The organism is Brachybacterium sp. YJGR34 (genome assembly GCF_003347015.1).
Lineage (GTDB): Bacteria > Actinomycetota > Actinomycetes > Actinomycetales > Dermabacteraceae > Brachybacterium.
Map to the genome: position 1 here is coordinate 277818 of NZ_PNFB01000001.1, position 20995 is coordinate 298812.

General features: G+C 73.1%; 20 protein-coding genes. 11 read left to right on the top strand and 9 right to left on the bottom strand.

The window, feature by feature from the left end; genetic code table 11:
• Positions 1 to 17: 17 nt before the first annotated feature.
• The 4 genes from CXH06_RS01165 to CXH06_RS01180 all read right to left on the bottom strand — a co-directional run bounded on the left by CXH06_RS01165 (position 18) and on the right by CXH06_RS01180 (position 4793).
• The gene (locus CXH06_RS01165; protein WP_114853309.1) at positions 18 to 1775 is read right to left on the bottom strand and encodes an ABC transporter transmembrane domain-containing protein; all 1758 of its coding nucleotides are present in this window, start codon (positions 1773 to 1775) and stop codon (positions 18 to 20) included.
• Positions 1765 to 2925 (bottom strand): DUF1611 domain-containing protein, encoded by a 1161-nt coding sequence (locus CXH06_RS01170; RefSeq protein ID WP_114853310.1) that lies wholly within the window; start codon positions 2923 to 2925, stop codon positions 1765 to 1767. Before CXH06_RS01170 ends, CXH06_RS01165 begins: the two co-directional genes overlap by 11 nt.
• A 145-nt stretch (positions 2926 to 3070) precedes the next feature.
• Positions 3071 to 3859, bottom strand: a complete 789-nt coding sequence (locus tag CXH06_RS01175) for a ferritin-like domain-containing protein (RefSeq protein ID WP_114853311.1) — start codon at positions 3857 to 3859, stop codon at positions 3071 to 3073.
• 1 nt (position 3860) lies between these two features.
• Positions 3861 to 4793 carry a hypothetical protein gene (locus tag CXH06_RS01180; RefSeq protein WP_232820139.1) on the bottom strand — a complete coding sequence of 311 codons (933 nt, stop codon included), beginning with the start codon at positions 4791 to 4793 and terminating at the stop codon, positions 3861 to 3863.
• 150 nt (positions 4794 to 4943) lie between these two features.
• Between CXH06_RS01180 and CXH06_RS01185 the strand changes: the two genes are divergently transcribed.
• The 3 genes from CXH06_RS01185 to CXH06_RS01195 all read left to right on the top strand — a co-directional run bounded on the left by CXH06_RS01185 (position 4944) and on the right by CXH06_RS01195 (position 7626).
• Positions 4944 to 6695 (top strand): hypothetical protein, encoded by a 1752-nt coding sequence (locus CXH06_RS01185; RefSeq protein WP_232820140.1) that lies wholly within the window; start codon positions 4944 to 4946, stop codon positions 6693 to 6695.
• A 76-nt stretch (positions 6696 to 6771) separates the two neighbouring features.
• On the top strand, positions 6772 to 7098 hold the full coding sequence (locus tag CXH06_RS01190) for a GNAT family N-acetyltransferase (protein WP_114853312.1): 327 nt from the start codon (positions 6772 to 6774) through the stop codon (positions 7096 to 7098).
• A gap of 18 nt (positions 7099 to 7116) precedes the next feature.
• Entirely contained in the window at positions 7117 to 7626 is a 510-nt protein-coding gene (locus tag CXH06_RS01195; protein ID WP_114853313.1) for a DinB family protein, read from the top strand.
• 15 nt (positions 7627 to 7641) lie between these two features.
• Here CXH06_RS01195 and CXH06_RS01200 read toward each other — a convergent pair whose 3' ends face one another.
• Positions 7642 to 8091, bottom strand: coding sequence for a DoxX family protein (locus CXH06_RS01200; RefSeq protein ID WP_114853314.1), 450 nt, complete (start codon positions 8089 to 8091; stop codon positions 7642 to 7644).
• A 112-nt stretch (positions 8092 to 8203) separates the two neighbouring features.
• Here CXH06_RS01200 and dnaB point away from each other — a divergent pair, with 112 nt between their 5' ends.
• On the top strand, positions 8204 to 9580 hold the full coding sequence (dnaB, locus tag CXH06_RS01205; RefSeq protein ID WP_114853315.1) for a replicative DNA helicase: 1377 nt from the start codon (positions 8204 to 8206) through the stop codon (positions 9578 to 9580).
• Positions 9581 to 9601: 21 nt separating this feature from the next.
• Here the strand turns inward: dnaB and CXH06_RS01210 are convergent, their stop codons facing one another.
• Positions 9602 to 10549, bottom strand: a complete 948-nt coding sequence (locus tag CXH06_RS01210; protein WP_114853316.1) for an SDR family oxidoreductase — start codon at positions 10547 to 10549, stop codon at positions 9602 to 9604.
• A gap of 96 nt (positions 10550 to 10645) precedes the next feature.
• Here CXH06_RS01210 and CXH06_RS01215 point away from each other — a divergent pair, with 96 nt between their 5' ends.
• The 4 genes from CXH06_RS01215 to CXH06_RS01230 all read left to right on the top strand — a co-directional run bounded on the left by CXH06_RS01215 (position 10646) and on the right by CXH06_RS01230 (position 14336).
• On the top strand, positions 10646 to 11629 hold the full coding sequence (locus CXH06_RS01215; RefSeq protein WP_198683983.1) for a YafY family protein: 984 nt from the start codon (positions 10646 to 10648) through the stop codon (positions 11627 to 11629).
• 139 nt (positions 11630 to 11768) lie between these two features.
• On the top strand, positions 11769 to 12143 hold the full coding sequence (locus CXH06_RS01220) for a DUF485 domain-containing protein (RefSeq protein ID WP_114853318.1): 375 nt from the start codon (positions 11769 to 11771) through the stop codon (positions 12141 to 12143).
• A complete protein-coding gene (locus CXH06_RS01225; RefSeq protein WP_114853319.1) occupies positions 12143 to 13729 on the top strand; it encodes a cation acetate symporter in 1587 nt (528 codons plus the stop codon). Before CXH06_RS01220 ends, CXH06_RS01225 begins: the two co-directional genes overlap by 1 nt.
• Positions 13730 to 13775: 46 nt before the next feature.
• On the top strand, positions 13776 to 14336 hold the full coding sequence (locus CXH06_RS01230; protein ID WP_114853320.1) for a DUF421 domain-containing protein: 561 nt from the start codon (positions 13776 to 13778) through the stop codon (positions 14334 to 14336).
• 11 nt (positions 14337 to 14347) lie between these two features.
• Here the strand turns inward: CXH06_RS01230 and CXH06_RS01235 are convergent, their stop codons facing one another.
• On the bottom strand, positions 14348 to 16285 hold the full coding sequence (locus tag CXH06_RS01235) for a solute carrier family 23 protein (protein WP_114853321.1): 1938 nt from the start codon (positions 16283 to 16285) through the stop codon (positions 14348 to 14350).
• Positions 16286 to 16472: 187 nt separating this feature from the next.
• Here CXH06_RS01235 and CXH06_RS01240 point away from each other — a divergent pair, with 187 nt between their 5' ends.
• The 3 genes from CXH06_RS01240 to CXH06_RS01250 all read left to right on the top strand — a co-directional run bounded on the left by CXH06_RS01240 (position 16473) and on the right by CXH06_RS01250 (position 19282).
• Entirely contained in the window at positions 16473 to 17726 is a 1254-nt protein-coding gene (locus CXH06_RS01240; RefSeq protein ID WP_114853322.1) for an MFS transporter, read from the top strand.
• Positions 17727 to 17789: 63 nt separating this feature from the next.
• Complete coding sequence (locus CXH06_RS01245) at positions 17790 to 18632, top strand: alpha/beta hydrolase fold domain-containing protein (protein ID WP_114853323.1); 843 nt, start codon at positions 17790 to 17792, stop codon at positions 18630 to 18632.
• A gap of 71 nt (positions 18633 to 18703) precedes the next feature.
• Complete coding sequence (locus tag CXH06_RS01250; RefSeq protein ID WP_157975546.1) at positions 18704 to 19282, top strand: hypothetical protein; 579 nt, start codon at positions 18704 to 18706, stop codon at positions 19280 to 19282.
• Positions 19283 to 19285: 3 nt separating this feature from the next.
• On the opposite strand, the gene CXH06_RS01255 is transcribed toward CXH06_RS01250, so the two are convergent.
• Positions 19286 to 20530, bottom strand: coding sequence for an alkaline phosphatase family protein (locus CXH06_RS01255; RefSeq protein ID WP_114853325.1), 1245 nt, complete (start codon positions 20528 to 20530; stop codon positions 19286 to 19288).
• 126 nt (positions 20531 to 20656) lie between these two features.
• Positions 20657 to 20944 carry a hypothetical protein gene (locus tag CXH06_RS01260; protein WP_114853326.1) on the bottom strand — a complete coding sequence of 96 codons (288 nt, stop codon included), beginning with the start codon at positions 20942 to 20944 and terminating at the stop codon, positions 20657 to 20659.
• Positions 20945 to 20995: the final 51 nt, after the last annotated feature.

Consider the following 20995-nt stretch of genomic DNA (forward strand, 5'->3'; position numbering starts at 1 on the left):
CGCGTTCCCGGACCGGGTCACTCGTCGTCGGCGTCCTCGCGGACCCGCGCACTGCGACGGGCCAGGGCGCCGGAGCCGACCGTCACGGACAGGTCCTGGGCGTCCTCCGCGGACGGGGCGGGGAGCACGTGCTCGCGGGCACCGATCCGGGCGGCGAGATCGGCGGAGCCCACCATGACGACCACTCCGGGATACGTGTCCAGCACCCGCTCGAGCATCCGTCGGCCCCCGTCGTCGAGGTCTCCCTCGAGGCCGTCCAGGAGCAGCAGCGGTGGGGTGCCGTACAGCGCGCGAGCCAGGGCCAGGCGCGCCCGCTCCGAACGGCTCAGCGGATCGCCGCCCCGGCGGAGGGTGGTGCGCGCACCGCGCGGCAGCGTCGTGAGGTCCAGGCCCACCAGATCCAGGATCTCCTGGTCGTGCGCGGCGTCGAGGTCAGGTCGCCGGTAGTGGAGCGCGCGGGCGACGGTGCCTCGCTCGAAGACGGTCCCGGCGCTCGCGGAGCCCACCAGCACCCGGCCGCGCTTGGAGGAGACGGCCCGCAGGTTCTCCCCGGCGATCCACAGCGCATCGGGCTCCCGGACGGACGGGCCCGGGGAGAGCTCCAGCACGCGCCGCAGCAGCTCCTGGGGGGCCAGCGGATCATCGCAGCTCACGCGCACGCGCTCCCGGGGACGCAGACGCAGTGGTGCGGCGGGATCGGTGAGCCCGGGAAGGGCCAGATGCACGGCCACGGATCCGTCGGCCACCTCGCGCGGGGCCGGCGCCGCGGCGGAGAGACGGCGACGCTCCTTCGCCTCGCGGCGGCGCTGCTGGGCGCCCGCGATCGCGGGGCCCAGCACCATCCGGGCGGAGCGGTAGGTCTGGCGGTACTCGACGATCCGGCCGATCTCCAGCACCGGGGTGGAGGCGATCCCGGCCACGGCCATCGCGGCCATGATCAGACCCGCATCGAGCCCCAGATAGGTGCCGGTGGCGGCGACCAGGAGGGTGGTCAGAGTGGAGGCGACGATGCCGCCGGCGCGGATGGTGCCCACGGTCTCGGCGCGGTCCACGGCGATCTCCACCAGGGAGTCGGAGGCCTCGGCGATGTTGCGCAGCTCGCGCTTGGTGCCGCCGGAGGCGAGGATGCCGTCCGAGGCGGTGACGGTGTCCGCGATGCGGGAGGCGAGCTTGCCGCGGGTGCGGCGCATCCGGCGCGTCTTGATCAGCGCGGTGCGCGCCCAGAACAGCAGGCACAGCCCCAGCACCAGCAGCGGCAGCGCCATCGCGAGGGCCAGGAAGGGGCTGAGCACCGCGAGGGTGACCAGGCTGCCGCCGATCAGCGGCACCGCGACGGTCAGCGGGGCGATGCCCTGGGAGACCCAGTTGCGCACCCCGGAGAGGTCGTTGGTGGTGCGGGCGACGGTCACCCCCAGCGAGGTGGAGTGCCCGGGCGTGAGCGCATCGCCCAGCAGCGTCAGACGCAGCTGGTGGACGTAGTCCTGGCCCAGCTTCTCGGCGATCACCCGCTCGTGGATCTTCAGCGCCCCGATCGCGAGCGCGGCGAGGACCAGCAGCAGCAGGGCGCGCAGCAGGAGCTCGGAGGCACCGGCCGGCGCGGCGCGCAGCTGGACCAGGGCCCAGGCGGAGAGCGCGCCCAGGCCGGCCTGTCCGAGGCCCAGCAGGACCAGCAGTCCCAGCCAGACCCGCCGCTTCCCGCGCAGCAGCGGGGGGAGCGGCGGGGCGTTCTTCAGCAGACCGTTGGCCAGCTGGACCGGCTCGCGATCACGCGGCATCGGTCACCGACCTCTCCAGCAGAGCGGTCACCAGCTCCCGGGCCACCTCGGCGGTGCCGAGCTCGTCGGTCGGCACGACGGGCACCTCGAGGGCACGGCGGGCCTCGGCAGTGGCCAGCGGCGAGCTGGTGAGCACCCCGGAGACCGCGGCGGGCTCCCGGCCCAGCGCGCCCAGGGCGCCCACGCCCCCGACGGCCCCGAGGGCGTCGCCCGCGGCGAACAGGATGCCGTCCACCACGCGGCCGAACTCCGCCTCGCCGAGCAGACGGGAGGTCTCGCCCTGGTAGAGGCCGTCGGCGACCTCGAGCAGGACCACGTCGGGCCGCTCCGCACCGCCGGCGAGCTCATCGGCCATCGAGAGGAACAGGTCGCGCACCTCCTCGAACCCGACCTGGAAGGTCGAGGAGTAGCCGAAGTCGGTGAAGTCCAGCACGCGGTGCGCGCCGGCGTCGAGGAAGAGGTTGTAGTCATTGCCCGCGCCGGTGCCGGTGGCCTTGCCGGCGGCCACGCGCAGCCCTGCCGCGGCCAGGCCGTGGGCGAGGTGCGCGAGGACCGTGGACTTGCCGGAGTTCATGGAGGTGCCGAGCACGGCGATCACGGGGACCTCGTGCGCGGGGCGGTGCGCTCGGGCGGTGATCCCGGTGACCACGGGGTGCGCGGCGGCGCGGGCGAGGGTCACGGGGCCCTGCTCGTCGCGGAGCACCCCGATCACCTCGAGGGCGGTGGGGGAGGAGACCGCGGCGTGCTGGTCGACCACCCGGGAGGCGAGGCCGCCGGCGGCCGCGAGGTGGAGAGGGCCGAGGTCCTCGGGGATCATCGCGAGGAACTGGTCGGCGGCGTAGCGGCTGCCGTAGGCGACGACGATCTCGTCGCCCTCGAAGAGGATCTGCCGGCGCGAGACGGGGCTCTCGAGCCGCTTGTGCTGGCCGATCGAGGTGACCCGCGCCAGCAGCACCTCGCCGGGCTGCGGGGTGTGGTCCTCGGTGATGAGGTCCACGCCCTCGGCGCGGCGCAGGAAGGCGCCGACGGTGCGGGTCGAGAAGGCGTGCTTGGCCCGCTCGAGGCGGGAGCGGACCTCGCGGCTGCGGGCCGCATCGACGGCGGGGGCGGGGGCGGCGACGGCGGCGGGTTCGCGGTTCACGATCGTCATCGGGGGACTCCTCGGGAGTGTCTGTCTCGGGCAGGACCGGGGCGGTCCGTGCCGTACGAGAAGCAGTGAACTCCGTGGGGATGAAGTCGCGATGAGCCGTCGATGAGGGGATTCTCAGAGAGGTGAACCCCAGGTCAGGGAGGCGTCAGGCGGGCACCCCGAGGCGGGCGAAGGCATTGCGGAAGATGGTCAGGCCGTCCAGCCCGGGCAGCTTCTGGACCCGCTTGTCGAGCTTGTCCAGCTCCCCGGCCTTCCCGGCGAAGAGGTGGCTCATGACGTGGAGGACCTCGGACTCCTCCATCATCCCGCTGCCCACGGGCTTCCACACCCGGGACATGACCAGCCGCACGATCTTCTGGGCGGCCTCGGAGGCCTCGAGCCGCTCGCGGCCCTGGGTGGTGTAGAAGGCGACGTGCCGGGTCTCCTGCTGGGCGATGCGCCGCAGCAGCGGCGAGAGCACCGGGTGATCGGTCATCGCGGAGAGCCGACGGTAGGCCGCGACCGCGGAGAGCTCGTTGGCGGCGCCCCACACCATGTGCACGGCCACGAAGTCCTTGCCGGCGAGGTTGGAGAGCACGGACTGCTTGAGCGGGCCGAGCGCCCCCACCCAGCCCAGCTTGAGGCGCTTGGCCTTGATCTCGTCGTAGTCGACGATGATCCCGTGCCGGGCCAGCACGGCCGCGAGCGCCTCGCCGTGCCAGAACTCCTCGCGGTTCCACATGGTCATGAACCCGCCGGCGCTCTCCTCGCGATGGGAGGGGGTGACCAGCAGGTCCCGCAGGAAGCAGGAGGTGTGGTACTCGACGTCGCACATGTAGCGCAGCGAGCGCAGGGTCTGGGCGTCCAGCGGCTGGGACTCGAAGACGTCGAAGTCGAGGTCCTCGTACTGGACGGGGACCGAGGTCTGCGCGAACTGGTCGAGGTCGAAGGCCATGTCACACTCCTGGGCCGGGAAGGGCGAGCAGGTACGGGTCCGGGAGATCGGGGCCGGGCAGCAGCCTCGTGATCTCGTACCGGGCCCGCCGGAGCGCCGCGCGGTCGCGGACGTCGGCGCCGAGGACCGCGAGCGCGGGGCGCAGGTCGGCGTCGACGATGCCGCCGCCGTCCAGCGGCGAGTCCAGCGAGAGCAGGAGGCGGGCGGTGGCGGCCTCCCGCCGCGAGCGCGTGATGCGACCGATCGCCTCGGCGGTGAAGAACCGGGTCGCGGCGTCGTGGCGGGCGACGACGCGGTGCACGGCGTGCGCGGCCTCCCCGTCCAGCCGGCGGGCGAGGGCGCGGAGCATGATCTGCAGGGAGGCCTCCTGGATCGCCATGCGGGCCATGTGGCCCGCCGCGACGGCCTCGCCGGCCAGACCGATCCACAGCGGGGTCACCAGCGGCTGGACGCGATCCACGTGGATCCGGCGCAAGGTGCCCAGGGGGCCGACGCGATGGCGGGGGAGCGGGCGGGACTCGGGGTGGTCGCCGGTGAGCACGTCCCGCAGGGCGCGGGCCTGCCAGTAGCGGTCCACCATCCAGGTCGCGAGGAAGGCGGTGATGCGGGCCTCGTTGCCGGTGGGGGTGGCGAGCATCGCCCGCGACTCCGCGAGGGCCGAGGACTCCAGGCGCTGCAGCACGCCGAGGGCGAGGAGCACGTCCTCGGCCGGTTGCTCCTGGGCGGCCAGGCGCGCGGTGTCCACGGCCAGGCGCGAGCTGCCGCGGCGCACGTAGGCGGCGACGTCGACCTCGGTGCGCAGCACCGGCGTGATCGTCGCGTCGAGGTGGAGGTGCCCGGCGAAGCGCTCACCGGCCGGGCTCGGGGTCCCGGCGTCCCCGGGTGCGGGGTCGCGAACAGCGGAGCAGTGGCTCCCTGCCAGGTCCGCGGTCACCTCTCACCTCTTCTTCCGGGATCGTCGTCCGGTCCGGGGCCGTGCGGCCGGGAGGGGCGCCGTTCGTGCGCCGCCCGGGCGGGCCCTCGCCATTGTACGGAGCCACGGCGGTCGTGAGGTGCTCAGGCGGCGCTTGATACGTTCTCGCGTGTGATCTTCTCCGGCGCCGCCTCGCTCCCGGAGGCTCGGGGCGCTGCCGACGGGGCCGATCTGCCGGATCTCGACCGGCTCCGCGTGGTGCTGCGCCCGGCGGAGCTGCCCCTTCGCCGCCCCCGCGACGTGCGCGAGGCCGCCGGCAGGGTGAGGGATCTCGTGCACTCCGGGCGGCACCGCGAGGCGCGAGCGCTCGCCGAGGCGTTCCGCACGCTGCCCGCGGACCCGCCTGATCGCCTCGCCCTGCTGCGCGCCGCCCTGCACGGCGCGCTCCTGCTCGCCGAGGAGGACGGGGTCCGGCACGACGCGGCGGACATCGTCTCCCTGCTCCGCCGCAGCGGCCGCCCCGAGCAGGCGGCCGCCGTCGTCGAGGTGCTCCTGGCCGATCGTCCGCCCGCGGGCGGACCGTCGGCGGAGGCGGCGCAGGGACGACGCCGGGGCCGCGCCCCGCAGGCCGGTCCCGAGATGCTCCTGGTGACCCGTGCCCTCGAGCAGATCTGGCTGCTGGGGAGCGAGGGGAGCGGGCAGGCCGCGACGGATCTGCGCGGCGTCGTGGCCCGCCTGCGGGCCGCGCTGGCCGCCCTGCCCGCCGTGCGTGGGGCCCTGCTGGTGGACCCGGAGGCGGAGCTGCTGCTGCGCCTCGCCCAGTCGCTCGAGGGCCTCGGCGACGGCACGGGGGCCACCACGGCGGCCCTGGACGCCCTCGAGCGGATCGAGCAGCAGGGGGCGGAGGCCGGCGCACCCGGCGAGGACCCGGCCCGGATCGAGCTCGCCGCCCATGCGGTGCTGGCCCGCGCCCTGGGCGCCGAGCATCCGCACCAGGCCGTCCAGCACGCCCTCGCGGCGCTCGACGCCCTGCCCGGGATCGAGGACCCGCCGCTGAGGGTCGGCCTGATCACCGCGCTGCTGCAGGCCCTGGTGACGGCCGGTGCTCATGAGCAGGCCAGGTACACCGCGGACCGCCTCGCGTCCCTCCAGCGCACGGTGGAGAGGGACGATCTGCGCACGGCGCCGCTGCTGGCCGTCGCCGCGCAGCGTGTCCACGCCGGACGCGTCGAGGCCGCGCAGGGCCCGCTCGAGCAGGCTCGCGCGCTCGCGCGTGCCCAGCGCGACCACCGGGCGCTGATGGAGGCCGCACGGCTGGGGGCGGGACTGCACGAGCGCACCGGGGACCGCGCCGCCGCGCTCGTGGAGCTGCGGCGCCTGGCCGCGGAGGCTCGGCATCTCGTGGACGACCTCGCGACCCCCGCCGCCGCGCTGGGACCGCTCATGCGGACCGAGCTGGAGGCGAACGCGCTGGCGATGCGCCGCGCCCTGGACCTGGGCCGGCTGGACACCGTGGCGGCGTCCGTGCGGGCGATCGAGCGCCGGACCCGGCGGGACGTCGGCCGCCCCCGCCTGCCCGTGGAGTTCCTCTGGGATCACCGGGTCGATGCCCGGGTGGGGCTGTTCATCGCCACGGGGGACGCGCTGCTCCGGGGTGTCGAGGGGGTGGACGAGGCGCTGTGGGAGGCGCGTCGCCGGTCCGCGCAGCAGGCCGTGGAGGAGAGCCCGCCCGGTCACGCGGCGCGGGCCCGCTACTGGACCGCCTATCTCGAGGACCGTCATGCCCATCAGCTCGCCGAGCACGGGCTGGTCGAGGAGGCGCGGGCGGCCGCGCTGCGGGCCCGCGAGGGGTGGCGGGGCCTGGGGCGCGGAGACGACCTCGCGCGCACTGAGGCCCTGCTGCGGCGTCTCGCGGCCGGCTGACGGCACCTGCGCCGGGTCCTGACAGGGGTGCCGGGGCTGCCGTACGGTGGCTCCAGCGGCCGGAAGGAGCCCCGGGATGTCCCCCGACGTCGACGAGCACGTGCACGGCCCCGAGGAGCGGATCGCCGTCCGGGACAACACGGTCGCCGGACGCTACGAGGCCGTCCGGTCCGGGCAGGTCGTCGGCATCGTGATCTACGAGCGCGGCCGTCGGCGGATCGAGCTCGTCCACACGGTCACCGATCCCGAGCATCGCGGCGAGGGCGTCGCCTCGGTGCTGGTGCGCACCGTGCTCGCCGAGGCCCGTGCGGCCTCTCTGCAGGTGCTCGTGATCTGCCCCTTCGTCGAGAGCTGGCTCCAGCGCCACCCCGAGCAGGCCGAGGGCGTGATCATCGACGACTGAGCGGGTAGCGTCGGCCGCATGGATGCTCCTGATCTGCTCCTCGACCTCGCCTCCCGCCCTCGCGACGCGGCCGCGCGGCTGCGCGGCCGGCTCGATCCCGCGACCCTCCGGGCTCATCCCGGCGGCCACGACAACTCCCCGGCCTGGCTGCTCTGGCACACCGGGCGGGAGGTCGACGTCCAGCTCGCCGCGCTGAGCGACGCCGAGGAGGTGTGGACCGCACAGGGCCACCGCGACCTCCTCGCGCTCGGGGAGGCGGGGGACGAGGTGGGCTACGGCCACACTTCCGCCCAGGCACGCCGCCTCGTCGTGGAGGACGGCGACGCCCTGCTGGACTACGTCGACGCCGCGCTGGCGGCCCTCGAGGACTACCTGGGCACCCTCACCGCGGCCGATCTCGCCGAGGTCGTCGACTCCCAGTGGGACCCGCCGGTCACCCGCGGCGTGCGCCTGGTGAGCATCGTCGACGACGCCGTCCAGCACCTCGCCCAGGCCGCCTACGTGCTCGGGATGCCGCAGCCGGTCTGACCCGGCTGCCGGCGCTCAGCTCGTCGCGGCGCGGCGGCCGGCGGACCTCCGGCCGAAGAGGGCGCGGTCCACCGACCAGCTCCCGGCGCCGACGGCGGCCAGGGCGAGCGCGCCCGCGCCGAGGGCGCCCACCAGCTCCCAGCCGCCGGCGTCGATGAACAGGCCCTGCGGCAGGTGGACGAGGAGCGCCGCACCGAACATGTCGATCGCCAGCGCGATCCCGACGATCGCGGTGAACGCCCCGAGGATCAGCAGGATCCCGCCCACCAGCTCGAGATAGGCCACGACGGGGGCGACGATCTCCGGCGCGGGCACGCCCATGCCGCGGAAGCTCTCGGTGACACCGTCGAGGCCGAACTGGACCACCTTCTGATAGCCGTGGGCCGTGAAGATCACGCCGAGCACGACGCGGGCGATGAGCAGTCCGAGGTCTCGGACGGGTCCGGTGGAGCGCGCGGGGGCCATGATGGTCCTTCCGACAGGGGAACGGTGCCGCCACGGTAGGTGAAACGTCAATCAGCATGCAAGGGCGGGGCATCACGTCGCGACCGTCAGGTGCGGTTCCTACACTGGTTCGGTGACATCCACCGAAGCCTACGAAGCCGGACCCGACCGCGGCCTGGAGCGCACCCCTCCCCAGGACCTCGCCGCCGAGCGCGGCGCGCTGGGCGGCATGATGCTGTCCAAGGACGCCATCGCCGATGTCGTCGAGACCCTCCAGGGCAACGACTTCTATCGCCCCGCGCACGAGATGATCTTCGAGGCGATCATCGACCTCTACGGCCGCGGTGAGCCCGCTGACCTGGTCACGGTCTCCGACGAGCTCTCCAAGCGCGGCGAGCTGGCCCGGGTGGGCGGCGGCGCCTATCTCGCGGACCTCATCGACATGGTCCCCACCGCCGCCAACGCCGGCTTCTACGCCGAGATCGTGGTCGAGCGCGCCCAGCTGCGCCGCCTGGTCGAGGCCGGCACCCGCATCGTCCAGCTCGGCTACGCGGCCGACGGCGGCGAGGTCGACGAGGTCATCAACGAGGCGCAGGCACAGGTCTACGCGGTCACCGAGCGCGGCGCGAGCGAGGACTTCGTCCCGCTGGGGGAGGTCATCGACGAGACCCTCAACACCATCGAGGCCACCCAGAACCGTGGCGGCCAGGTCACCGGCGTCCCCACCGGCTTCGCCGAGTTCGACGACCTCACCCAGGGACTCCACGGCGGCCAGATGATCATCTTCGCCGGCCGCCCCGCCATGGGCAAGACGACCCTGGGCATGGACGTGCTGCGCTCCGCCTCGATCCACAACGGCATGGCCAGCGTCATCTTCTCTCTGGAGATGGACAAGACCGAGATCACCATGCGCCTGCTCTCCGCGGAGTCGCAGGTGCCGATGAACCGCATGCGCGACGGCTCGATGGACGATCGCGACTGGCAGGCGATGGCGCGCGCCATGAGCCGCATCGCGGATGCGCCGCTGTTCATGGACGACAGCGCCAACATGTCCCTGATGGAGATCCGGGCGAAGTGCCGCCGCCTCAAGCAGAAGCACGACCTCAAGCTCGTGGTGATCGACTACCTGCAGCTGATGAGCTCGGGCAAGAAGGTCGAGTCCCGCCAGCAGGAGGTCTCGGAGTTCTCGCGCGCGCTGAAGCTGCTGGCCAAGGAGATCGAGGTGCCGGTGATCGCGATCTCGCAGCTGAACCGTGGCAGCGAGCAGCGCACCGACAAGACGCCGATGATGAGCGACCTGCGCGAGTCCGGCTCGATCGAGCAGGACGCGGACCTCATCCTCCTCATCCACCGCGAGGACTACTACGAGAAGGAGTCCGCCCGTGCCGGCGAGGCGGACCTGATCATCGCCAAGCACCGCAACGGCGCCACCAAGACGATCCCGGTCGCCTTCGAGGGGCACTACTCGCGGTTCAAGGACATGGCCGGCTCCGGAGGGTTCAGCGGCTGAGCGGTCGGCGGCGGCCGGGGCTCACCGGTACTCCGTGACGTCGAGCTCCGCGGCCGGGGTGGTCTCCATCGCCGTGATGAAGCTCCAGGCATCGGGGCGGGATCCGTCGAGGTCCGTGACGTCGTAGTGCTCGGCCAGCTCGAAGGAGCTGGTCGATCGTGTGTTCCAGCGCGATCGCTCCGGATCCGCCGCGAGCGCGACGAGGCCGCGGGCGAGCATCGTCGGCGTCTCGGAGATCACGAACTCGTAGGGCGGCATCGCATCGGCCGTCCCGCGGTTCGCGGCGGCGGCCTCGCGCCAGGTCTCCTCGGAGACGCCGAAGGCATCCAGCATCATCTCCGAGCGCAGCCACCCGGGGGAGACCGAGAGCGCCGTCCCGCCGTGGGGTGCGAGCTCATGGCCCTGGGCGTAGGCGAGTCGGTCCACGGCCGTCTTCGTGAGATCGAGGAAGACCGTCTCGCGGTAGTGAGTGCGGTTGTACTCCCGGGTCCCGTCGGTCACCTCGATCACGAGGCCGCCGGGGCGGCGGATCAGCAGAGGCAGCGCGCTGTGGCTGGTGTGCAGGTGAGTGGTGAACCCGGTGTCGAAGAGCTTCGCACCCTCGGCGAGGTCGTACTCCCACAGGGGGATCCCGAAGCGGACGTAGGCCTCCCCGCCGATGTCGTTGACGAGGATGTCGAGCGCCCCCTGCTCGCGGTCGATCCGCTCGACCAGGGCGCGGACGGCACCGACGTCGAGGTGGTCCACGACCACCGCATGGGCGCGTCCGCCGGCGTCCGCGATGAGCCGGGCCGTCTCCTCGACCGTCTCGCGGCGGTCGTAGTCCGAGGGGGAGTCGTCGGTCGAGCGTCCGGTGCAGTACACCTCGGCGCCGGCACCGGCGAGCTCGCGGGCGATCGCCCGGCCCGCGCCGCGCGTGGCTCCGGTGACCAGGGCGATCCTGCCCTCCAGCGGCTGTTCGTGCGACATGCGTGCTCCTCCTGCGGGTGCGGCGTGATGATCGATGACCCCGAGCCTCCCAGGGATCGGCGACAGATCATGTCGCCGATTCGATACGCTCTCGCTGTGCGCACCTCGCGGATGCTGATGCTCCTCATGGAGCTCGGCCGTGCCCCGCGCACCAGCGTGGCCGCGCTGGCGGAGCGGCACGGTGTCACCGCCCGCACGATCCAGCGAGACATCGCCGCACTGCACGAGATGGGAGTGCCGGTCTGGACGCGCTCGGGCCCCGGCGGGGGCGTGGGGCTGGTCGACGGCTGGAGGTCCCCGATCACCGGCATGACCGCCACCGAGCTCCAGGCGCTGCTGCTCGGCGAGACCGGCGCCCACGGCATGGGCCTGCTCACGGAGTACGAGACCGCGCGCCTGAAGATGCTCAGCGTGCCCACCGCCGATCGGGCCGGGACGGATCTCCTCCACGAGCGGTTCGTCCTGGACAACGAACGGTGGTTCAGCGATCCGGAGCGTCCGGCGGCGCTCCCCGACGTGGCTCGTGCGGTGCGATCGGGACGTCGCCTCGCGATCCGGTATGCACGCTCGGATCTCGAGCGTCCTCCCCGCCGGCGACTCGTCGATCCCCTCGGACTCGTGCTGAAGACCGACACCTGGTATCTGGTCGCCGCCCACCGCGGGCGTCCGCGCACCTACCGTCTCTCCCGCATCGTCGGGGCCCAGGTGCTTGAGGAGCAGGCCCACCGCCCTGCGGAGTTCTCCCTCCGGGAGCACTGGCATCGCTCCCGCGCGGAGTTCGAGTCCTCGGTGAGGACGCTGCCGGTGCGCCTGTCGATCCCGGAGGGCTCCCTCGCTCCGCTGAGGGCCGCTCTTCCCGGGGTCGATGTCCAGGGCGCGCTCGAGACCGCGGCCCGCCGTGGGCAGCGCCTGGAGCTCGCACTGCGCGCGGAGAACCTGGAGATCACCGCCGCACAGCTGCTCGCGGTCGACGGCGTGGAGGTGATCGAGCCTCCGGAGCTGCGCCGGAGGCTCCACGAGCGAGGCCGGGATCTCGCCGCCCGCCATGCGCCGCGGCAGGATCCCACCGTGGCCCCCTGAGGCCCTCCGTCGCGACGCGCCGACAGGAGGCCACGGCTCCCGGAATCGCCCGTATGGCCGCCGTCACTCCTGCTACCGTCGGCGGAGTCCCGGGGCCACCCTTCCCGGGTCGACAGGCCAGAACGAAGGAGTTGTGCCCGTGACCTCCCCTCCTCAGGGAGCGCCCGGACCCGCGCCGGATGCCGTCCCCACCCACCGCGAACCCACCCCCGAGCAGTTCCTCGCCGTCCAGCGGTCCGAGGAGTTCCAGGGCCTGCGCCGCGCCTTCCGCGGCTTCGCGATCCCCATGACCGTCGCCTTCCTGGTCTGGTACCTCGCCTACGTGCTGCTGTCGACCTTCGCCGAGGGCTTCATGTCCATCCCCGTCATCGGCTATCTGAACGTCGGGATCCTCCTCGGTCTCAGCCAGTTCCTCATGACCTTCCTCATCACCTGGGCGTACATCCGCCACGCGAACCGGTCCCTGGACCCGATCGCGGAGAAGCTCCGCCACGACCTGGAGGGTGATCTCTGATGGAGTTCGGCAACCCGGTCCTGAACATCGCGATCTTCCTCGCCTTCGTCATCGTCACCCTCGTGGTGGTGATCCGCGTGTCGCGCACCACCACCAGCGCGAGCGACTTCTACCACGGCGGGCGCGTCTTCTCCGGGCGCCAGAACGGCATCGCCATCGCCGGCGACTACCTCTCCGCCGCCTCGTTCCTCGGCATCGTCGGCGCGGTCGCGCTGTACGGCTACGACGGGCTGCTGTACTCCGTCGGCTTCCTCGTGGCCTGGCTGGTGGCGCTGCTGCTGGTCGCCGAGCCGCTGCGCAACACCGGCAAGTACACGATGGCCGACGTCCTGAGCTTCCGCATGCGCCAGCGCCCCGTGCGCACCGCCGCCGCGACCTCCACGCTCGCGGTCACCTTCTTCTACCTGCTCGCCCAGATGGCCGGCGCCGGGGCCCTGGTCTCCCTGCTGATCGGGATCGAGGGCCGTGTCAGCCAGTCGATCGTCATCGCGGTGGTGGGCGTGGTGATGATCGCCTACGTCATGATCGGCGGGATGAAGGGCACCACCTGGGTGCAGATCATCAAGGCGGTCCTGCTGATCACCGCCGTGGGCGTCACCACGATCTGGATCCTCGCCCTGAACGGCTTCAGCGTCTCCGCGGTGCTCGGCCAGGCGGTCGCCTCCCACCCGGAGGGCGAGGCCATCCTCGAGCCGATGCTCCAGTACGGCACCTCCGGCGCCACCAAGCTGGGCTTCGTCTCCCTTGCGATCGCGCTCGTCTTCGGCGCGGCGGGGCTGCCGCACGTGCTGATGCGCTTCTACACGGTGCCCACCGCGAAGGAGGCGCGCCGCTCGGTGGTCTGGGCGATCGCCCTGATCGGCTTCTTCTACCTGTGCACCCTGGTGCTCGGCTTCGGCGCCGCATACCTGGTGGGGGTGGACACCATCGCGACCCTGCCGGGCGGCTCGAACTCGGCGGCGCCCGCGCTCGCCTACGCCGTCGGCGGCACCGTGCTGATGGGCATCATCTCCGCGGTCGCCTTCGCGACCATCCTCGCGGTGGTCGCGGGGCTGACCATCACCGCCTCCGCCTCCTTCGCCCACGACATCTACAATGGCGTCATCAAGCGTGGCGAGGCGGATCCGAAGAAGGAGGTCGCCGTCGCGCGGCGCACCGCGCTCGTGATCGGCGGCGTCTCGATCGTCGGCGGCATCCTCGCCGCGGAGCAGAACGTGGCCTTCCTCGTCTCGCTCGCCTTCGCGATCGCGGCCAGCGCCAACCTGCCCTCGATCCTGTACTCCCTGTACTGGAAGCGGTTCAACACCCGCGGCTCCGTGTGGAGCATCTACGGCGGCCTGGCCAGCGCCCTGATCCTCATCACCTTCTCCCCGGTGGTCTCCGGCTCCGAGACCGCGATGATCCCCGGCGCGGACTTCGCCTGGTTCCCGCTGACCAACCCCGCGATCATCTCGGTGCCGCTGGGCTTCTTCCTCGGCTGGCTCGGCTCGGTGACCTCCTCGGAGCACGATGAGCTCAAACAGGCGGAGATGGAGGTGCGCTCGATGACGGGAGCCGGGTCCGAGAAGTCGACCGTCGCACACTGAGAGACCGCACCGACGGCCGGCGACCGGCCTGCGAGAGACTGGAGCCATGACCTTCTGGGAGGAACTGTGGTGGCAGATCGGGATCTCGTGGGCCGGAGTGCTCGGCGTGCTGATCTCCTGCGTGGTGCTCTACCTGCTGTTCACCGTCATCCTGCGGGTCGCCGGGCCACGCCTCAGCGGCAGCCCGTCGGTGCTCAGCGTCGCGGTGATGGCGCTGCTGGCGGCGCTCATCGCCCGGTCGATCCTCGGCAACTCGCCCACCCTCCTGGGCGGACTGGTCGCGATCGGCACCCTGATGGTCCTCGAGCACACGCTGGGTGGCCGCCACATCACCGCCGCCCGCCGCGTCCTGCGGGGCCCGCGGCCGACGGTCGTGATGGTCCACGGCCACGTGCTCGCCTGGCAGCTGCGGCACCTGGGGATGCACGAGGAGCTGCTGCTCACGCAGCTGCGACGCGAGGGCGTGCACCACGTGGTCGACGCGGACCTGGTGATCCTCGAGGCCCGCGGCGGGCTGACGATCGTGCGGCGGGGTGAGCGGATCGACCGGCGCCTGGTGGGGGACGTCCGGGGTGCCGGGATGATCCCGGACTCGGTGCTCCTCTGACCCGCCTCAGCTCACTGCAGGGACTCGAACTTCCGCGCCCAGGCGGAGCCGACCGGGTTGGCGTCGGCCACCATGATCCCGAAGCGGTCGCCCGCGATCTCCACCACCTCGCCGAGCGCCACGCGGCGCTCCTGCGCGACGGAGTGGTCCAGGCGCCGCACCCCGTCCTCGATGATCTGCCGGAACGAGTCGGTGCGGCCCAGGAAGGCGACGAAGGGGAGGCCGAACCGCTCGGCGTAGCGCGCCGAGAGCTCCCGGATCTCCTCGACGTCCCCGTCGGTGAGGTTCTCCAGGGCGAAGGAGCCCACGTCCTGGCTGATCGCGCCGGCCTGCGCCTCGTCGGCGGTGAGCAGCGTGGCCATGTCGGGGTAGGCGGCCACCAGCGCATCCTGTGCGGTGGGCTCGGCCGCGAGCACCGCGTCCTCGATCGCGGCGCGGAGCGCGGGGGCGTCGGCGAAGGGGCGGGACTCCCAGGCGTGATCGAGCGGCCAGCTCGCCCCGTTGAACAGCGAGCCGAAGGTGGTCACGAAGGTCTCCCGGTCCATCGCGTTCACCTCCTCGATGCCGATCCGCTCGCCGGCGGTGGTGGTGGCGACCTTCGCCCCGTGCTGGCGGCCGATGTGGAAGAACACGAGGTTCAGCACGATCGCGGTGATCGCGCCGACGGTCACGCCCGAGGAGACGAAGACCTGCGCCCAGGAGGGGAAGACCGCGGCGATGTCCGGCTTGAAGCTCACCAGCATCGCCAGCCCCAGCGAGGTGCCGACGATGACCGAGTTGCGGTTGTCGGTGAGGTCCACCCGGGAGAGGGTCTGGATGCCCACCAGGGCGACCGAGGCGAACAGCGCCAGGGACGCACCGCCCAGCACCGGGGCCGGGATCGCGGCGACCACGGCGCCCGCCTTGGGCAGCAGCCCCAGCACGATCATCAGCGCACCGGCGCCGGCGACCACCCAGCGGGACTGCACGCGGGTCAGCCGCACCAGGCCGATGTTCTGCGCGAAGCAGGTGTAGGGGAAGGAGTTGAGGACCCCGCCCAGCAGGGTCGAGAGGCCGTCGGCCCGGATCGCCTCGGAGATGTTCCTCCGCCGGATCCGCTTGCCGACGATCTCGCCGGCGGCGAAGACGTCTCCGGTGGTCTCGACCATCGTGATCAGCATGACGATGATCATCGAGAGGCAGGCGGTGAGGGAGAAGGTGGGGATGCCGAAGTAGAAGGGCGTGGTCACGCCGATCGCGGAGGCCTCGGAGACGCCGGAGAAGGAGGTGTCGCCCAGCAGCACGGCGACCCCGGTGCCGACCACGAGGCCCAGCAGCACGGCGATGGTGCCGAGGAATCCGCGGAAGAAGCGCTGGACCACCACGATGATGCCGAGGGTGCCCAGCGCGTAGGCGATGTCGCGGGTCGCGGGGGCGCCCTCGGCGTAGTTCGTGATGTCCCCGGCGGAGACCCCGAGCAGCGTGATGCCCATGGTGGTCAGCACCGTCCCGATCACGACCGGCGGGAAGAACCGCAGGAACCTCGCGAAATAGGGGGCGACCAGGAAGGTGAACAGGCCGGCGACGATCACCGATCCGTAGATCATCGGCAGGCCCTCGCGCCCGCCCTCGCCGCCGGTCGCGGCCAGGCCGATCGCGATGATCGGGCTCACCGCCGTGGTGGTCACGCCCTGGATGATCGGCAGGCGCACGCCCACCTTCCAGAAGCCGACGGACTGGATCAGCGTGGCGATGCCGCAGGTGAACAGATCCGCGTTGATGAGGTGGATGGTGTCCTCGGCGGACAGCCCCAGCCCCGAGGCGATGAGCAGCGGGACGATCACCGCACCGGCGTAGAAGGCCAGGACGTGCTGGACCGAGAGCACCGTGAGACGGCCGGGTGGGGGAACCTGGTCGACGGGATGCGTCCGGGGGGCGGGCGCGTCGAGCGCCGGGGCGGCGGAGGTCATGGTCGTCCTTCGTGGATCCGTCGTGGTCAGGGGGGGCACGGGCCGCGACAAGAGTAGGCCCCCGGACGGAGGCGCGGGACGCCCGCCGCGGCGCCCGGGGCGACCCACCACCCCGCGGCCTGCACGGGAGCGTGAGATCCCCGGCATGGGCTGGCGAACATCACACGGCGAGGAGTAGAAGGGAGAGGTGAGCGCCTCCTCCTCCCCGGGCACCGCCGTGCCCGCCACCGATCCCACTGCCGGCCCGGCTCGTCCCGCTGCGGTCGGCGGGGTCCTCGCGCTGATCGCGATCGCGGCGGTCGCCCTGAACCTCCGCCCCGGTGCCACCAGCCTGGGCCCCGTCATGGAGCCCCTGGTGGACTCCTACGGCCAGGGCGCGATCGCCTCCGGTCTGCTCACCGCGCTGCCGTGCCTGGCCTTCGGCGTGCTGGGCCTGCTCGCGGTCCCGATCTCCCGGCGCCTGGGCCTGACCGGCACCGTGGTGGCCTCCTTCGTGCTGGTCGTCGCCGGGCTGCTGCTGCGCCCGATGACCGGGTCGTTCGGGATGTTCCTGGCGCTGTCGGTGCTGGCCCTCATCGGCCCGGCCCTGGGCAACGTGGTGGTGCCGGCCTGGATCAAGCAGCACGGGGGCGTGCGGACCGTCGGCCTGATGACGCTGTACAGCGTGACCCTGGCGATCGGCGGTTCCCTCGGCTCGGCGCTCGCGGTGCCGCTCTCCGGCTCCGGGGCCGACGGGTGGCGGGACTCCCTGCAGTTCTGGGGCATGGTCGCCGTGGTCCCGGTGATCGTCTGGGCGGTGGTGCTGACCCGCACCGGCCACGACTTCCCGCCGGCGCCGCCCGCGGGACGCCTGCGCGGCTCCCTGCTCCGCTCGCCCACTGCGATCGCCCTGACCATCGCCTTCGCCCTGCAGTCCCTGAACGCCTACACGCAGTTCGGGATGCTCCCGCAGATCCTCACCGACGCCGGCGTCCCGCCGGCCCGGGCCGGCCTGCTGGTCGCCGTGATCGCCGGCTGGGGCATGGTGGGCGGCCTGATCATGCCCACCGTCATCGCCCGGGCGCCGCGCCTGCCGTGGATCGTCGGCGGCTTCGGCGTGCTGACCACCATCGGCTATCTGGGACTCCTCCTCGCCCCCGGCGCGAGTCCCGTGCTCTGGGCCTGCGTCCTGGGCATCGGCGGCTTCGCCTTCCCGACCGCGGTGGCGCTGATCCCGGCGCGGAGCCGCTCGCCGCTGATCACCGCCCGGCTCTCGGGGATGGCGCAGCCCGTCGGCTACCTGCTGGCGGCGATCGGCCCCGTGGTCGCCGGTGCGCTGCTGGGCGTGACCGGCTCGGCGACGACGGTGCTGTGGTTCCTCGCGCTGACGGGTCTGGGGCTCGCGGTCGCGGGGTTCCGGGCCGCGCTCCCGCGGATGGTCGACGACGAGATCTCCGACTGACCTCCGTCCCCGCCGGAGCGAGGACCCCTCGGACGGGGAGGGGATCCGTGGGAAGATGCCCCCATGAGCATCGTCCGCACGCTGCGCATCCTGGCCTCCCAGCGCCCGTCCCGTCCTCCGAGCTCCCTCGCCGCCCCGGCCCGCGTGGCCCGGCACCGGCACGGCCAGGTTCCTGTGACCTGGATCGACGAGGAGCTCGCCCGTGAGGCGACGATCGTGCACCTGCACGGCGGCGCCTACGTCGCCGGGGAGTCCCGCGCCCACTGGAACTGGCTCGAGGAGGTCGCGCGGCGCTCCGGCGCGGCGGGCGCGATGGTCCACTACCGGCTCGCACCCCGCCATCGCTTCCCGGTCGCGGTGGACGACGTCCTGCACGCCGTCGACGCACTCGTCACCGGGGCGGTCGTCCGCCCCGGGCGCTGGGTGCTCTCGGGGGACAGCGCCGGCGGAGGGCTCGCCCTGGCCGTCGCGCAGATGCTCGCCGGGAGCGGTGCCGGCTCCCCGGCCGCGCTGCTGCTGGAGTCCCCGTGGACGGACCTGCGGCGGCGGGACGGCGCCGTGCGCGCGACGGATCACGACGAGCACGGTCTGAGGATCGCTGCCGAGCTCTACGCCGGGGCGTTCCCGCGCGAGGACCCGCGACTGAGCCCGATCCTCGGGGACCTCGCCGCTCTGCCGCCCGTGCATCTGGTCAACGGGTCGCAGGACGTGCTGGTCGAGGGCTCCCGAGCCCTGGCGGCGGCACTGGAGGCGGCGGGCACCGAGCACGAGTACCTCGAGGTCCCCGACGCCGGTCACGACGTCGCGGTCGCCGGCGAGGGGCCCGCGGCCCAGGAGGCGCGTCGCAGCCAGATCGTCGCGATCCGGAGGGCCACGGGCAGGGACCGGACCCCACTCAACCGGTAAACGTTGTACAGGTCTCAATCGGACTTCTTCGACAGGCGTCAGACGGCCTGCATAGGGTTACTCTATGCCGCATGACCAGTTGTGACCGATCGGTCGACATGCCCGTGACCTGGACCGGCAGTCCCCGAACCGTCCAGGCCATCCGCGATCTGCTCATCGTGCACGCCTCCCCGGGAGTGCTGCGGCTGGTGCTCCAGCAGCTGACCCTGCGCGAGGACGGACGGGCGGTGGGGCGTCACGAGATCATCGACGCGGTCTCCGACGTCGGCGGGAACCTGGTCTCGATCCCGATCGTGGCCGCCGTGCGCGCGGACCCGACGGCCTCGTCGCAGCTCGATGCCGCCCTCGCCGCGCTCCGCGCCGACATCGCCGCGCAGATCGGCTCCGAGGTCGACTCCCTCGAGGTGATCACGACCGCGGACGGCCGCCGCGAGGCGCGCTTCACCGCCTGCGTGGAGGTCAGCCCCGAGGACCTCGAGCGGCGCCCCGCGCACCCGGCCCTCCACGGCGGGCCCCACCAGATCACCCACCAGGCCCCCGAGCTCGACGCGCTGCGCGACCTCCTCGCCGAGCCGGAGCACGGCCGACTGCGGCGGACGTGGGACGGGACGTGCGAGCGCGTCCGGCGCCTGCTGTTCCCGGGTGACTGACCCTCAGGCGCGCCCGAGGGGCGCTGCGCGGTGCATGCCCTGCGCCGTCGCGCCGGACAGCTCGAGGTCCAGGGCATGGGCGAGGGTGACCCCGAGATCGGCCCAGGACCCCTCGACCGGTGAGGACGGCAGGCCGGGTCCCCGCACCAGAGCCGCGGCGGGGGCGGACGGGTCGCTGACCGCGCGAGGGCCCGCATAGTACGGATCATCGCCGTCGACCAGCGGGCGATGGGTGGGGGAGAGGCCGACGACGGTGCCCGGCGTGCCCTCGAGCACGGCGATCACGTCGGTCGCCTCCGTCGCGCCGACCCCGTCGTCCACCGTGCGCAGCTGCAGCCGGGAGTGCGCGGCGATCTCGGCGAGAGCCTCCAGGGCCGCCGTCCTCAGGGCGTCCCCCTCCTCCCGCCGCACGTGAAGCACCCCGCGCGGGCCATCGGGCCAGACCAGGGCGCGGAAGCCGTCCAGGCGCGTGCCGTCGGTGCGGAGCAGGCCGGCCGCGGCGAGCGCGGCATTGGGGTGGACCAGCAGCGCGGCGGGGACCAGGCGGCGGCCCGGGACCAGCAGCACCCGATCCTCCGCATCGGGGGCGAAGGCGCACTGGATCTGCCGCAGGGCGTCGGCCGTGTCGAGCAGGGCGCGCTCGGCGGCGGCGCCCGGACCGGACTCGCGCCGCACGATCCCCAGTCCCGTCAGGCGCGCGGCGAGGAGCTGGACGGGGCCGCGGATGAGGGCCTCGGCGGCGATCTCGGCGACCAGGTCGTCGGAAGGGACCTGCGAGAGCTGCACCCCGGCCTCGCGGCGGGGGACGAGGTGCTCGGCGACCATGCGCGGCGAGCTGGTCCGCTCGGCCATGTCCCAGCGAGTGCGATAGCGGCGCAGGTCCTCGACCAGCGGCAGGCACAGATCGATCTCGGCGCCGGCGGTCGCCGGCCAGTGCAGGGCCGCGGTGGTCAGCCCGCGCTCCCGCGCCGCCTCGAACAGGGTGGGGGCGGTCACCGAGGAGGCGTACCAGGTCGAGCGGCTGTCCGGGAGGTCGGGGCGGAAGGGGACCTGGGTGGCGACCCCGGTGTGGGCGACGGAGGCTCCCGTGACCAGGCTCGCGAGCGCCGGGGCGGGCTCCGAAGGACCTCCGGCCCGGATCTGCAGCGCGGTCAGGTCTCCGCTCAGCGCTCCCTCCCGTCGGAGCGTGGCGAGGTCCTGCTCGTCCAGTCCGTCGACGGCGAGGAGCAGGGTGCGGCCGATGGTCATGGGGTCCCCTCCTCCGTGCACGGTGTCCCGGCACCCTAGGGGCACCGTCTGGCCGGGGGGCGAGGCGAGGGTGAGCGGAGAGCTTCCGCGAGGTGAACAGGGTGTGCGCGGCGGTCCTGACCGCCGTCAGCGGAGCTCGGGCTCGGAGGGGTCGGCCCGGCCGGCATCGGCCTCCAGGCGCCGGCGGACCGTGTCCGCCCGGCGGCGGTCCCGGCCCGTGGCCCGCTCCACGAGGGCGCGGGAGCGGGAGCCGGTCTCGGGCTCGTCGGGCTGGACGACCAGCCACACCACCACGGCGATCGTCAGCAGGGCGCACACCGCCAGCAGGATCAGCGCGACGGGCCAGGAGAAGGGGATCGGGTTCCAGAACGCGCTGTCCTCGAAGGGGGCGGCGCTCCCCGCGACGATGCCCATCGGCTCCCCTCCCTCGAGGCTCTCGGATGGCGCCCAGCATAACGCTGTACC